Source organism: Pseudomonas entomophila (assembly GCF_023277925.1).
Taxonomy (GTDB): Bacteria; Pseudomonadota; Gammaproteobacteria; order Pseudomonadales; family Pseudomonadaceae; genus Aquipseudomonas; species Aquipseudomonas entomophila_D.
Window position 1 is genome coordinate 4,781,053 of sequence record NZ_CP063832.1, and the last position, 13,885, is coordinate 4,794,937.

A 13,885-nucleotide genomic window follows, 5' to 3' on the forward strand; every position below is an offset into this window, starting at 1 on the left:
CAATATGGAGCATAGGGCGGTCACGGCGTTTTGCACAGCTGGCCGCTGGCGCGGACCAAGGCAAGGTGACGAGCCGGGTTGTGCGTGCGCTGTTGCAGGGCGTCGGCCAGCTGAGTGGCGCAATCGCCTGGCATCGCCTGGTCGAAGCGGGCGAGGGCGGCGAGCAGTTGCTCTTGCAGTCGGTCCAGTTCGGGGCGCACCTCCTTGCCAAGGTCCCGTCGGGCGAGGCCGGGCGCTTGCCGTGCAAGGTGCCAGCTGTCGAGCAGCTGATACTGCAGCAGTTTATTGGCCTCCATCTGGTCGGCGAAGAACGCTGCCGCGCGCGCCGGATCAAGCTGATGGGCAGGTGCAGCCTGGCGTGCACTGGCCAGCACTTGTTCTTCGCGGGCGCTGGCCTGAACCGCCTGGCGTTGGTCCCACTTGTGCAGGGCGACTCCCTCGGCGAGGTCCAGGCGCTGATCGATGGTGTCGAGCAGGTGGCCGAGGGCAGGGGAGGAAGGCGGTGGAGAGGCGCAGCCGGACAAGGCAAGGCAGCAGGTCAGGGCGAGGGGGATACGCATGGCGGTCTCCTGAGAGGTATGGAGACTTGAGTCTCTATGTATGTTTGAAGGCGGCTATAGGTTTAGTCCGAACCTGCTGTCGCGCAAATAGAAACGGCCTCCCGAGGGAGGCCGTTTCAGCACTGCGGCGTTACATCAAACGCTGTAGTACAGGTCGTATTCCAACGGGTGAACGAAGGTACGGACCTTGATCTCTTCTTCCGACTTCAGCTCGATGTAGGCATCGATGAAGTCGTCGGAGAACACGCCGCCCTTGGTCAGGAACGCACGGCCCTTGTCCAGCTCTTCCAGGGCTTCTTTCAGGCTGCCGCAAACCTGCGGGATTTCTTTCGCCTCTTCAGGCGGCAGGTCGTACAGGTTCTTGTCGGCGGCATCGCCTGGGTGAATCTTGTTCTGGATACCGTCCAGGCCGGCCATCAGCAGGGCGGCGAAGCACAGGTAAGGGTTGGCCGCCGGGTCCGGGAAGCGCGCCTCGATGCGGCGGGCTTTCGGGCTGGAAACGTAAGGGATGCGGATCGAGGCCGAACGGTTGCGGGCCGAGTAGGCCAGCATCACAGGGGCTTCGAAGCCTGGCACCAGACGCTTGTAGGAGTTGGTGGCCGGGTTGGTGAAGCCGTTCAGGGCCTTGCCGTGCTTGATGATGCCGCCGATGAAGTACAGGGCGGTATCGGACAGGCCGGCATAGCCTTCGCCCGAGAAGGTGTTCTTGCCGTCTTTGGAAATCGACATGTGCACGTGCATGCCCGAGCCGTTGTCGCCGTACAGCGGCTTCGGCATGAAGGTGGCGGTCTTGCCGTAGGCGTCGGCCACGTTGTGCACGCAGTACTTCAGGGTCTGGACTTCGTCAGCCTTGGTGACCAGGGTGTTGAACTTCACACCGATCTCGTTCTGGCCGGCAGTCGCCACTTCGTGGTGGTGAACTTCGATGACCAGGCCCATCTCTTCCATGGCGTTGCACATGGCGGTACGGATTTCGTGGTCGTGGTCGCACGGCGGAACCGGGAAGTAGCCGCCTTTGACGGCAGGGCGGTGGCCCTTGTTGCCGCCTTCGACGTCCTGGTCGGTCATCCAGGAGCCTTGCTCGGAGTAGATCTTGAACATCGAGCCGGAGATGTCCGACTTGAACTTGACCTGGTCGAAGATGAAGAACTCAGGCTCCGGGCCGACGAAGACGGTGTCACCGATACCGGTGGTCTTCAGGTACTCTTCGGCGCGCTTGGCGATGGCGCGTGGGTCGCGGTCGTAGCCTTGCATGGTGGACGGCTCGATCACGTCGCAGACCAGGATCAGGGTCGGCTCTTCGGTGAACGGGTCCAGCACGGCGGAGGCGTCATCCGGCAGCAGGATCATGTCGGAGGCTTCGATGCCTTTCCAGCCTTCGATCGACGAGCCGTCGAACATCTTGCCGATTTCGAAGAAGTCGTCTTCCAGCGCATCGCGAGCCGGCATGGTGACGTGGTGCTGCTTGCCTTTGGTGTCCGTGAAACGCAGATCAATCCACTTGACGTCATGATCTTTGATGAGTTGAACCGACTTCGACATGTTGTCCTCCGGATGGTCTAGAGCGCGGTTGGCCGCTGCCCTGGAAAAAGGGTGTCGCCGGGCGCGGATAGTCGGCCAAGCTTACCTGCCTCACAAGGGAGCAAATTGCATGCCAGTGCCCAAAAATGGCGAGGCCGGGATAAAACCCGGCGTTGACGGGCATTTAGCGTAGCCGCAGAAGGGAAGCGTGCACGCATTGAGGGCGTAATCAAATTGACGTGCACTATATTGGTGCGCCCAGTGCCTGGCTAACGCCTCCCCACTGTAGGAGCCGGCTTTGCCGGCGAATGCGGCCACATGGGCAGCCCAGGACTTAACGCCCTGCATCGATCCTGGCGATCACCTTGCAGTGCCTGGGCTGGCCCATTCGCCGGCAAAGCCGGCTCCTACAGGTGCAGCGCATGGTTTGGGCTCGGCAAATCAAACCTTCTGTACAAAAGTTGCTCAAACCTTGAGCAATTTCCGCTATAATTCGCGCCCCTCATTTTCGGCAGGCCCTGCGCGCGCTGTTAAACCAATGAAACTTATCGTCAAAGTCTTCCCAGAGATCACCATCAAGAGCCGGCCGGTGCGCAAGCGCTTCATCCGCCAGCTCGCCAAGAACATCCGCAACGTGCTCAAGGACCTGGATCCCGAGCTCGCGGTTGATGGTGTCTGGGACAACCTCGAGGTGGTCACCCGCGTCGAGGACGAGAAAGTCCAGCGTGAAATGATCGAGCGCCTCACCTGCACCCCGGGTATCACCCACTTCCTGCAGGTCGAGGAGTACCCACTGGGCGACTTCGACGACATCGTCGCCAAATGCAAGCACCATTTCGGTCACCTGCTGGCCGGCAAGCACTTCGCCGTGCGCTGCAAGCGCGGCGGCCATCACGACTTCACCTCGATGGACGTCGACTGCTACGTCGGCAGCCAGCTGCGCCAGCAGTGCGGCGCCGCCGGTATCGAGCTGAAGAAGCCGGAAGTGCTGGTGCGCATCGAGATCCGCGACCAGCGCCTCTACGTGATCCATAACCAGCACAACGGCATCGGCGGCTACCCGCTGGGCGCCCTGGAGCAAACGCTGGTGCTGATGTCCGGTGGCTTCGACTCCACCGTGGCGGCCTACCAGATGATGCGTCGCGGCCTGATGACCCATTTCTGCTTCTTCAACCTCGGTGGCCGCGCCCACGAACTGGGCGTGATGGAAGTGGCCCACTTCCTGTGGAAGAAGTACGGCAGCAGCCAGCGCGTGCTGTTCATCAGCGTGCCGTTCGAGGAAGTGGTCGGCGAGATTCTCAACAAGGTCGACAACAGCTACATGGGCGTGACGCTCAAGCGCATGATGCTGCGCGCGGCCGCGCGCATGGCCGACCGCCTGGAAATCGACGCCCTGGTCACCGGCGAGGCGATCTCCCAGGTTTCCAGCCAGACCCTGCCCAACCTGTCGATCATCGACTCGGCCACCGACAAGCTGGTGCTGCGCCCACTGCTGGCCAGCCACAAGCAGGACATCATCGACCAGGCCACCGAAATCGGCACCGCCGACTTCGCCAAGCACATGCCTGAGTACTGCGGCGTGATCTCGGTGAACCCGACCACCCATGCCAAGCGTCACCGCATGGAGCATGAAGAAAAGCAATTCGACATGGCCGTGCTCGAGCGCGCCCTGGAGCGCGCCAAGTTCATCTCCATCGACCACGTGATCGACGAGCTGGGCAAGGATATCGAGATCGAGGAAGTGACCGAGGCCTTGCCCGGCCAGATCGTCATCGACATTCGTCACCCCGATGCCCAGGAAGACGAACCCCTGGTGCTCGAAGGCGTCGAAGTCCAGGCACTGCCGTTCTACGCGATCAACAGCAAGTTCAAGCATCTCGATGAGACGCGCCAGTACCTGCTGTATTGCGACAAGGGTGTGATGAGCCGTCTGCACGCACACCACCTGCTCAGTGAGGGACATGCCAATGTGCGTGTTTATCGTCCGACATAAGACGCCAGGGCTGTATGGCGGCAGTATCCGCCATCGCCCTCCCGACCACCGGGCCCGCTGAGCCTCAAACCGTACATATTGGCCACCTACACTGGGTGGCAACCGAATCCTCTGATCGAGATACAGTTGTGATCGAAAATCTGCGTAACATCGCCATCATCGCCCACGTTGACCATGGTAAAACCACCCTGGTCGACAAACTCCTGCGCCAGTCCGGCACCCTGGAGCGTAACGAGCTCAACGACGAGCGCGTCATGGACTCCAACGACCAGGAAAAAGAGCGCGGCATTACCATCCTGGCGAAAAACACCGCCATCAACTGGAACGGCTACCACATCAACATCGTCGACACCCCCGGCCACGCCGACTTCGGTGGCGAGGTCGAGCGTGTAATGTCGATGGTCGACTCCGTGCTGCTGCTGGTCGACGCACAAGACGGCCCGATGCCGCAAACCCGCTTCGTGACGAAGAAGGCTTTCGAAGCTGGCCTGAAGCCAATCGTCGTGATCAACAAGGTCGACCGTCCGGGCGCGCGTCCTGACTGGGTTCTGGACCAGATCTTCGACCTGTTCGACAACCTCGGCGCCACCGACGACCAACTGGACTTCCAGGTTGTCTACGCTTCCGCACTGAACGGTATTGCCGGTCTCGACCACACCGCCATGGCCGAAGACATGACCCCGCTGTACCAGTCGATCGTCGACAACGTACCTGCGCCGGCTGTTGACCGTGACGGCCCGTTCCAGATGCAGATCTCCGCACTGGACTACAACAGCTTCCTCGGTGTTATCGGCGTTGGCCGTATCGCCCGTGGTCGCATCAAACCGAACACGCCGGTTGTCGCCATCGATGTCGACGGCAAGAAGCGTAACGGCCGTATCCTGAAGCTGATGGGCCACCACGGCCTGCACCGTGTCGACGTCGAAGAAGCCCAGGCTGGCGACATCGTCTGCATCAGCGGTTTCGACGAGCTGTTCATCTCCGACACCCTGTGCGACATGAACAACGTCGAGGCGATGAAGCCGCTGACCGTTGACGAGCCGACCGTTTCGATGACCTTCCAGGTCAACGATTCGCCGTTCTGCGGCAAGGAAGGCAAGTTCGTGACCTCCCGCAACATCAAGGAGCGTCTGGACAAAGAGCTGCTGTACAACGTTGCACTGCGCGTTGAAGAAGGCGACTCGGCTGATAAATTCAAGGTTTCCGGCCGTGGTGAGCTGCACCTGTCGGTACTGATCGAAACCATGCGTCGCGAAGGCTTCGAGATGGCCGTTGGCCGTCCTGAAGTGATCATCCGCGAAGTGAATGGCGTCAAGCAGGAGCCGTTCGAGAACGTCACCATCGACATCCCTGAAGAGTCGCAAGGCAAGGTCATGGAAGAGATGGGCCTGCGTAAGGGCGACCTGACCAACATGGCGCCGGATGGCAAGGGCCGTGTCCGCCTGGAGTACAACGTACCGGCTCGCGGTCTGATCGGTTTCCGTAACCAGTTCCTGACCCTGACCAACGGTGCCGGCATCCTGACCTCGATCTTCGATCGCTACGACACCATGAAGCCAGGCACCATGTCCGGCCGCCTGAACGGCGTTCTGGTTTCGATCGAGACCGGCAAGGCGCTGACCTACTCGCTGGAGACTCTCCAGGCGCGCGGCAAGCTGTTCATCGAGCACGGCCAGGACATCTACAACGGTCAGATCATCGGCCTGAACAGCCGTGACAACGACCTGGGCGTGAACCCGACCAAAGGCAAGAAGCTCGACAACATGCGTGCTTCGGGCAAGGACGAAGTCATCGCCCTGGTTCCGCCGGTTCGCCACACCCTCGAGCAGGCCCTGGAATTCATCCAGGATGACGAGCTGTGCGAAGTCACCCCTAAGTCGATCCGTCTGCGCAAGAAGATCCTCGACGAAGGCGAGCGTACCCGCGCTGCCAAGAAAGCCAAGAACTGATTGAGTTCAGGCTGAACTGAAAACGCCCCCGGTCGAAAGGCCGGGGGCGTTTTTGTTTATGGGGTGTAGGAACCGGTTTGCCGGTGAGCACCGCGTCGACAGGTTCGCCAGCAAGGCTGGCTCCTACGGGCCGTGCGAATGCTTACGCGCCGGGCTCGGTGCCATGCTCCGCGTGCCTGTTTCGCCGGCAACTACCCTACCGGCCAAGCACCCGGCAATAGAACTTCCACTCCTCTTCCAGCGCATGCGCCAGGTTCGCCGCCTGACGGAACCCATGCCGCTCGCCCGCATAGAAATGCCCCTCGGCCTCGATCCCGTTGGCCTTCAGCGCCGCCAGCATGCTGCGCGTCTGCTCCGGTACCACCACAGCATCCAGCTCGCCCTGGAAGAAGATCACCGGCACCCGGATGCGTTCGGCGTGCAGCAATGGCGTGCGCTGGCGATAGCGTTCGGCATCCTGCTCCGGGTCGCCGATCAGCCAGTCGAGGTAGTCGCCCTCGAACTTGTGGGTGGCCCGCCCCAGCGCAACCGGATCACTGACGCCATACAGGCTGGCTCCGGCGCGGAAGACTTTGTGGAAGGCGAGGGCGCACAATGTGGTGTAGCCGCCGGCACTGCCGCCGCGAATGAATGCCTGGCCAGCGTCCACCAGCCCCTGCCCGGCGAGATGAGCGACCGCGGCACAGGCATCCTCCACATCACTTACCCCCCAACGCAGGTGCAAGGCCTGGCGGTAGGCGCGCCCATAGCAGCTGCTGCCCCGGTAATTGAGGTCGGCGACGGCGAAGCCGCGCTGGGTCCAGTATTGGATGCGGGTGTCCAGCACCGGGTAGCAGGCCGAGGTCGGCCCGCCGTGGATGAACACCACCAGCGGTGGTGGGTTGCTGCTGCCAATGGCGGGGTAGAAGAAACCATGGGCCTGCCCATCGCCGCTGTTGTAGCGGATGGGCTGGGGAAGGCTGATCGACCCGCTGGGCAGTACCTCTGCGCCGCCAGCCAAGAGACGAACCTCGTGGTTGTGACGATTGATGGCAATCACTGCCGGAGGGCTGATCGGCGAAGCTGCAATGGCGTAGACATGCGCGCTGTCCATCGCCAGGCTGCGGAACCGGGTATAGGCACTGGCGAAGCGTTCCATTTCTCCGTTGGGGTTGCGCAAGCCCAACTGCCCGAAGCCATCTTCGAACCAACTGGCCAGGTAATGCCCAGGACCAAGTGCCAACCAAGTGCTGGCGCCCATTTGCCAGGGGGCTCCGGCATGGTCGGCGGGGGCGGCGGGCAGGGCTTGCCAGTGCTGCTCCACTTCGCCCCAGGGCTGCCAGAAACCGCCACGGTCGGAGAGGCAATACAGGTGGCCATCGGCATCGAATCGAGGTTGCTGCAACGACTCGTCGAGCCCGGCGATACACCGCGCCGCACCCCATGCGCCACTGGCTTGTCGCTCACGACACATCAAGCGGGTGAGTGTCCAGGGCTGCGCCGGCCGGTCCCACTCGATCCAGGCCAGGCGCAGGCCATCGTTGCTCAATGTGGGAGAGGCGTAGAAGTCCGCACCTTCGGCGAGAACCGCACGTCGGCCCTGCTCAAAGGCAACCAGGCGGTGCTCGACGCGTTCAGCGTGACGCTCCTCGACCGCCAGCAGCACCCCGTCCTGCCACTGCACATCGCCGTAGCGACACTGCTCGTCATGGGTGATCGGATGCGGCATCGAGCCATCGGACGCCTGGCGGTAGACCTGCTGGTCCTTTTCGTTGACGAACACCACGGCGTCGCCGGCGAGGCAGAAGCTGCCGCCGCCATATTCGTAGACCCGGCTGCGCACGCTGAACCCGTCCGGCGTGATGCAGCGTGCCTGTTGATCGCGCCAGTGCCAGATTCGACAGGCGCCATCGGCAGGGCGGAACTCATTCCAGAACAGCCCGTGCTCGTTGACCTTGAGCTCGGCGAAGTCGGTGCCGGCGGCCACCGCCTGGGCGGCGCTGAACTCAGCCACGGGCGATGACATGGGAGTTGCGCTCATTGCGGAAGGTCATCTGTTCGATCTCCAGTGTCGCTTGCTCGGCCTCTTCGCGTGCCTTGAGGATGATGCCGTGGTCGGGTGACTTGCCGCACACCGGGTCGGCCTTGCTGGCGTCGCCGGTGAGCATGAAGGCCTGGCAGCGGCAGCCGCCGAAGTCCTTCTCTTTCTCGTCGCACGAGCGGCACGGCTCGGGCATCCATTCATAGCCGCGGAAGCGGTTGAAGCCGAACGAGTCGTACCAGATGTGCCGCAGGTCGTGGTCGCGCACATTGGGGAACTGCACCGGCAACTGCCGTGCACCATGGCAGGGCAACGCGGTGCCGTCCGGGGTGATGGTCAGGAACAGGCTGCCCCAGCCGTTCATGCAGGCCTTGGGGCGTTCTTCGTAGTAGTCCGGGGTGACGAAGATCAGCTTGCACGGGCTACCCTCGGCCTTGAGCTTGGCGCGGTACTCGTTGGTGATGCGCTCGGCCCGCTCCAGCTGCGCGCGGGTAGGTAGCAGGCCCAGGCGGTTGAGGTGCGCCCAGCCATAGAACTGGCAGGTGGCGAGCTCGACGAAGTCGGCTTCCAGAGCAATGCACAGCTCGATGATGCGGTCGATCCTGTCGATGTTGTGCCGGTGGGTGACGAAGTTCAGCACCATCGGATAACCATGGGCTTTCACTGCGCGGGCCATCTCCAGCTTCTGCGCGAATGCCTTCTTCGACCCGGCCAGCAGGTTGTTCACCTGCTCGTCGCTGGCCTGGAAGCTGATCTGGATATGGTCCAGCCCGGCCTGCTTGAACGCGGCGATCTTCTGCTCGGTCAGGCCGATGCCGGAGGTGATCAGGTTGGTGTAGTAACCCAGGCGGCGGGCTTCGCCGATCAGCTCGGCGAGGTCCTGGCGCACCAGCGGTTCGCCGCCGGAGAAGCCGATCTGCGCGGCGCCCATCTCCCGGGCCTCGGCCATCACCTTGAACCACTGCGCGGTGCTCAGCTCCTTGCCCTGCTCGGCGAAGTCCAGCGGGTTGGAGCAGTACGGGCACTGTAGCGGGCAGCGGTAGGTGAGTTCGGCCAGCAACCACAGCGGCAGGCCGACCGGCACCTCAGGCGAGGGTGATCCAGTGTTCGGCACGGGCCACCTCCATGAATTGCTCGATGTCGTCGGCGACTTCGGGCACACCGGGGAATTGCTGCTGCAGCTCATCGATGATCGTCGCGACACTGCGCTGGCCGTCGATCAGCCCGCCGATCAGGCCGGCGCTGTCGTTGAGCTTGATCATGCCTTCGGGGTATAGCAGTACATGGCCCTTTTGCGCCGGCTCGTACTGGAAGCGGTAACCGGGGCGCCAGGCGGGCACCTGTTGACGGTCGAAACTCATAGGGCGATCCCCTTGTGCCAGACCCGCTCGTTGGTGACGCTGTGATAGGGCGGGCGGTTCAGTTCATAGGCCATGCTCATGGCGTCGAGCATGCTCCAGAGGATATCCAGCTTGAACTGCAGGATCTCCAGCATGCGCGCCTGACCCTCGCGGGTGGTGTAGTGCGCCAGAGTGATCGCCAGGCCATGCTCGACATCGCGACGGGCTTGGCCCAGGCGTGTGCGAAAGTACTCGTAGCCGGCCGGGTCGATCCACGGATAGTGCTGTGGCCAGCTGTCCAGGCGTGACTGGTGGATCTGCGGCGCGAACAGTTCGGTTAGCGAGCTGCTGGCGGCCTCCTGCCAACTGGCGCGGCGGGCGAAGTTGACGTAGGCGTCGACGGCGAAGCGTACGCCTGGCAGCACCAGCTCCTGGCTGCGCAGCTGGTCCGGGTCCAGGCCCACGGCCTGGCCGAGGCGCAGCCAGGCTTCGATACCGCCGTCCTCGCCTGGCGCGCCGTCATGGTCGAGCAGGCGCTGGACCCATTCGCGGCGTACCTCGCGGTCCGGGCAGTTGGCCAGGATCGCGGCATCCTTCATGGGGATGTTCACCTGGTAGTAGAAGCGGTTGGCCACCCAGCCCTGGATCTGCTCGCGGGTGGCGCGGCCTTCATACATCGCCACGTGATAGGGGTGGTGGATGTGGTAGAAGGCGCCCTTGGCGCGCAGGGCCTGCTCGAACTCAGCAGGGGACATTGGCGTGGTGTCATTCATCAAGCGGACTCCTGTGCTCAGCACTCACAGCTCGATGCTCATGCCATCGAAGGCGACTTCCACCCCGCGGCGGACCACTTCGGCGCGCTCGGGGGAGTCCTCATCGAGAATCGGGTTGGTGTTGTTGATATGGATGAGCACCTTGCGCTGGCGCGGGAAACCATCCAGCACCTCGAGCATGCCACCCGGCCCATTCTGTGCCAGGTGGCCCATCTCACGGCCGGTGCGGGTGCCGACACCGCGGCGTTGCATCTCATCATCCTCCCACAAGGTGCCGTCGACCAGCAGGCAGTCGGCGCCGCCCATCATCTCCAGCAGCTTGTCATCGACCTGGCCCAGGCCCGGGGCATAGAACAGCTTGCCGCCGGTGCGGGTGTCCTCCACCAGCAGCCCCAGGTTGTCGCCTGGGTGTGGGTCGAAGCGATGCGGCGAGTAGGGCGGTGCGGCGCTGCGCAAGGGGAAGGGCGTGAAACGCAGGTTCGGGCAGGCTTCGATGACAAAGCTGCCTTCAAGCCCGATGCGGTTCCACACCAGGCCACCGTTCCAGTGGCTGAGCATATTGAACAGCGGGAAGCCCGTGGTCAGGTCCTGGTGGACCATGTCGGTGCACCATACCTGGTGCGGGCAGCCTTCGCGCAGGCTGAGCAGGCCGGTGGTGTGGTCGATCTGGCTGTCGAGCAGGACGATAGCGTTGATGCCGGTGTCACGCAGGGCGCGGGCTGGTTGCATCGGCGCGAATGCCTGCAACTGGGCGCGGATGTCCGGTGAGGCGTTGCACAGGATCCAGTGCTCGCCGTCGTCGGACAGGGCGATGGACGACTGGGTGCGCGCGCTGGCACGCAAGGTGCCGTCGCGATAGCCCTTGCAGTTGACGCAGTTGCAGTTCCACTGGGGGAACCCGCCACCAGCGGCGGAACCGAGAATCTGGATGTACATGGCGACCCTTTTCAAACCGTATCCGAAAAACGACAACGCCCCGGCAGGCCGAGGCGTTTGACCGCGCGACTGCTTAGCGGTTGGCGAAGTACATGGTCACTTCGAAGCCGATACGCAGGTCGGTGTATGCAGGTTTGGTCCACATGGGATGACTCCTTCCGGATGGGTTTGAGTTGAACGATGGCGGCCGGATATCGCCTGCAATTGGCGATTCCATTGACCGAGATTGCGCTATCTTACAAGAAAAATTTGTACCGAAAGGTTAATTCTTCGAAAAGCGCCATTGCATTCTCAGTAACAATCCAATGCTGTTGCCTGCCACTGGTCGTCGGGGGCGCTGGCATTGGCCAGGCACAGCCAACCGTGCTCGGCGGCAAGCAATTGCTGCAACAAAGCATCCAGTTGCGACTGCTCGACAGAGAGAATAGACCGCTTCATTTCGGAAAGATCCGGATTTTGTGTCGCCATATGTGCTTGCCAGGCCCATTCGGCGACTTCCGCGTTTGGCATGGCGGCCTCGTCGAACTGCTCGGCAAGCCGTTGTCGGGCACCGATGTCGAGGTTCACCCCTTCGTGCAGCAGCGAGCGCAGGTGCCCGAGAATCTGCGTGTGGCTGGCATGGGGCGATTGCACGCCGAACAGCAGCCCGCAGCGGCCTTCGACCTGGTGAAACGCACTGAACACCGCATACCCCAGTTGCAATTCGACACGTAGGCGTTGGTAGAAAGGGCCCTGCAACAAGTGCGCGAGCAGGCGGCCGCAGGCTTGCAGTGCCGCAGGGAGCGGGCAGAACAGCAGCACGGCGGGTTCGCTGCCTTGGGTGGGAATTTGCCGCCACTGGCGTCCGTGAACACCTGCTGGAGGTTGTTCTGCGCCGGGCAACCCCATGACCCCCACCAAGGCCGCGCCTAGAGCGCCGAGGTGCGGGTCGTCGAAACCAACCGCCAGGCCGCGCCAGCGGGCCTCTTGCCAGAGTGCGTCGAGCAGTGGCGAATCGAGGAGGCAGGAGGGCTGCGCTTGCGCCTCCGCAGGCAGCAAGGCATCCGGCAGCGCCTTGAGCAGAGTGCGTATCGGGATCAGCGCCGGTTGCACGGTTGCTGGCGCATGCCAGTACCTTGTGGCCGGGGCACGCAGGATACCGAGGGCTTCCTCGACGCACCTGATCACCGCCATGGGTTGTCCGGCGACACGCAACTGCCAGCACTCGCCGCTCGCGCTGAAAACGAACTGCAGCGAGACCCGCTCGGCGCGCTCCCGCAGCGGTTGCAGGGCGCGCTCAAGGATTGCCTGGAAGCGCCTGCGCAGGGGGGAAGGGATGTGCCAACGCAGGTGCAGGGCAGCGAATTGTCGAGTGGATGGCAGGTTGTTGTCGATGAACAGGCCAAGGGGCAATTGGGCGGTGCCTGCTGGTAGCGATGCATCCAGCAAGGGTTCTGCGGGCGGAAGCTGCCAGCGGCCCGAACGCTGGTGTGGCAGGGCGTCCAGGAGCTTGCCAAGCGCCACCAGGCCCTGTTCGTCGAGCCCTCGGAATGGCGAGCCGGTGCTATCGCGTCGGGCAAGGTCGAGGGCACTGCCAGCCTGTTCACGGCGTTGCTGCAGATCGCTGTAGGTACTGTTCAACTGTTGCAGCACCTGTTGCCGGACGAAGCCCAGCCAGCCATGCAGCAGTGCCTCTGCGGCGCCAGATGAAGCGTTGGGCGCCAGCTGCAACTGGATATGCCAGAGCATCTGCCCTGCGTAGGCGTGCAGCAACTGGGTTCGACACCCTTGCAGCCAACCGCGTTGACGCAGCTCGGCCAGCCAGCCACCGGGGCGGCTGTCATTCAGAAGGGCCAGGAGCAGATCCAGCGCCTGCTCCGCGGCGGGCGGCAGGCCCTCATGGGCGAACAGCAGGTCGTGGCATGATCCGCGGGCCATGGGCGGGCGCAGGGGCCCGTCGAGCAAGGCCGGTGGTACTTGCAGCTCGCGTCGAGCCCCCGCCGCAAACAGCCCACCGAATTGCCGGCCCAGTTGCTCCAGTGCGTCCAGCGACTGTGGCCCGGCCAGGCTCAGGGTGATCTGCCCCCCCTGGTAAAACTGCCGGTGAAAATGTTCGAGTGCGCGTTGGAAGGCACTGTCCAGCAAAGGCAGACTGTGCCGGTTGCCGGCGTGGAAGCCATAGAGGGGGTGGCGCGGCGATACCGACTGGAGCAGGGCGAATTGGTGCTGGGCTTCACGGTTGCGCGACCACGCGACGAACTCGGCATGGATCACCTCACGCTCGCGACGCTGGCGGTCCAGGCCCAGGTTGGGCTCGGCGAGCATCTGGCACAGGCGCTCGAGCGCACCGGCCAGGGCCTGGGGCGGCACCTCGAAGAAGAAGTCGGTGGTGCGTTCGCGGGTGCTGGCATTGACCTGGCCACCCAACCCCTGGACATGGCGCATCAGGCCGTCTTCCAGCGGGAAGCGTGCTGTACCGAGGAAAAACAGGTGCTCAAGGAAGTGGGCCAGGCCAGGCCATTTCGCCGGAGCATCGTGACTGCCGGCGTGCACTCGCAGTGCCGCGGCCGCACGCTTGAGGCGCGGGGCGTGGCGCAGGGTCAGTTGCAGGCCGTTGGCGAGGGTGAGGTGTCGGAGGGTGTCGGGCATGGCGCCATGCTAGCGCGCCAAGGCGAGGCTGTCTGTGTCGGCGCTGTGCGCTGGCTGAACAAAACCACCCCATCGATCTGACAGGCTCTTTGTAGAAGCGGCTTCAGCCGCGATCACCCGCGCCGCGGGTGCCAGGCACCACGATCCCTGCATCGCGGCTAAAGC

At 63.3% G+C, this 13,885-nt stretch carries 11 protein-coding genes; 2 read left to right on the plus strand and 9 right to left on the minus strand.

The genetic code is table 11. The features are described from left to right. Window positions 1–20: 20 nt before the first annotated feature. Both IM733_RS21210 and glnA read right to left on the minus strand, forming a co-directional pair. A complete protein-coding gene (locus IM733_RS21210; RefSeq protein WP_248918358.1) occupies window positions 21–560 on the minus strand; it encodes a chorismate mutase in 540 nt (179 codons plus the stop codon). A 135-nt stretch (window positions 561–695) separates the two neighbouring features. Continuing rightward, the gene (gene glnA, locus IM733_RS21215) at window positions 696–2,102 is read right to left on the minus strand and encodes a glutamate--ammonia ligase (RefSeq protein ID WP_011531808.1); all 1,407 of its coding nucleotides are present in this window, start codon (window positions 2,100–2,102) and stop codon (window positions 696–698) included. Between the two features lie 517 nt (window positions 2,103–2,619). Here glnA and thiI point away from each other — a divergent pair. Then, entirely contained in the window at window positions 2,620–4,074 is a 1,455-nt protein-coding gene (gene thiI / locus IM733_RS21220) for a tRNA uracil 4-sulfurtransferase ThiI (RefSeq protein WP_248918359.1), read from the plus strand. A gap of 128 nt (window positions 4,075–4,202) precedes the next feature. Beyond that, entirely contained in the window at window positions 4,203–6,023 is a 1,821-nt protein-coding gene (typA, locus tag IM733_RS21225; RefSeq protein ID WP_248918360.1) for a translational GTPase TypA, read from the plus strand. A gap of 196 nt (window positions 6,024–6,219) precedes the next feature. Here typA and IM733_RS21230 read toward each other — a convergent pair whose 3' ends face one another. The 7 genes from IM733_RS21230 to pqqF all read right to left on the minus strand — a co-directional run bounded on the left by IM733_RS21230 (window position 6,220) and on the right by pqqF (window position 13,720). Further along, window positions 6,220–8,043: a S9 family peptidase gene (locus IM733_RS21230; protein WP_248918361.1), complete on the minus strand. Its 1,824-nt coding sequence runs from the start codon at window positions 8,041–8,043 to the stop codon at window positions 6,220–6,222. Next, a complete protein-coding gene (gene pqqE / locus IM733_RS21235; protein ID WP_248918362.1) occupies window positions 8,009–9,157 on the minus strand; it encodes a pyrroloquinoline quinone biosynthesis protein PqqE in 1,149 nt (382 codons plus the stop codon). Before pqqE ends, IM733_RS21230 begins: the two co-directional genes overlap by 35 nt. Then, on the minus strand, window positions 9,129–9,404 hold the full coding sequence (gene pqqD, locus IM733_RS21240; RefSeq protein WP_248918363.1) for a pyrroloquinoline quinone biosynthesis peptide chaperone PqqD: 276 nt from the start codon (window positions 9,402–9,404) through the stop codon (window positions 9,129–9,131). Before pqqD ends, pqqE begins: the two co-directional genes overlap by 29 nt. Beyond that, entirely contained in the window at window positions 9,401–10,156 is a 756-nt protein-coding gene (gene pqqC, locus IM733_RS21245; RefSeq protein ID WP_248918364.1) for a pyrroloquinoline-quinone synthase PqqC, read from the minus strand. The genes pqqD and pqqC overlap by 4 nt, the downstream gene beginning before the upstream one ends. Before the next feature lie 24 nt (window positions 10,157–10,180). Continuing rightward, a complete protein-coding gene (pqqB, locus tag IM733_RS21250) occupies window positions 10,181–11,092 on the minus strand; it encodes a pyrroloquinoline quinone biosynthesis protein PqqB (protein WP_248918365.1) in 912 nt (303 codons plus the stop codon). Between the two features lie 73 nt (window positions 11,093–11,165). Beyond that, complete coding sequence (pqqA, locus tag IM733_RS21255) at window positions 11,166–11,237, minus strand: pyrroloquinoline quinone precursor peptide PqqA (protein WP_003243383.1); 72 nt, start codon at window positions 11,235–11,237, stop codon at window positions 11,166–11,168. A 146-nt stretch (window positions 11,238–11,383) separates the two neighbouring features. Then, complete coding sequence (gene pqqF, locus IM733_RS21260) at window positions 11,384–13,720, minus strand: pyrroloquinoline quinone biosynthesis protein PqqF (protein WP_248918366.1); 2,337 nt, start codon at window positions 13,718–13,720, stop codon at window positions 11,384–11,386. Window positions 13,721–13,885: the final 165 nt, after the last annotated feature.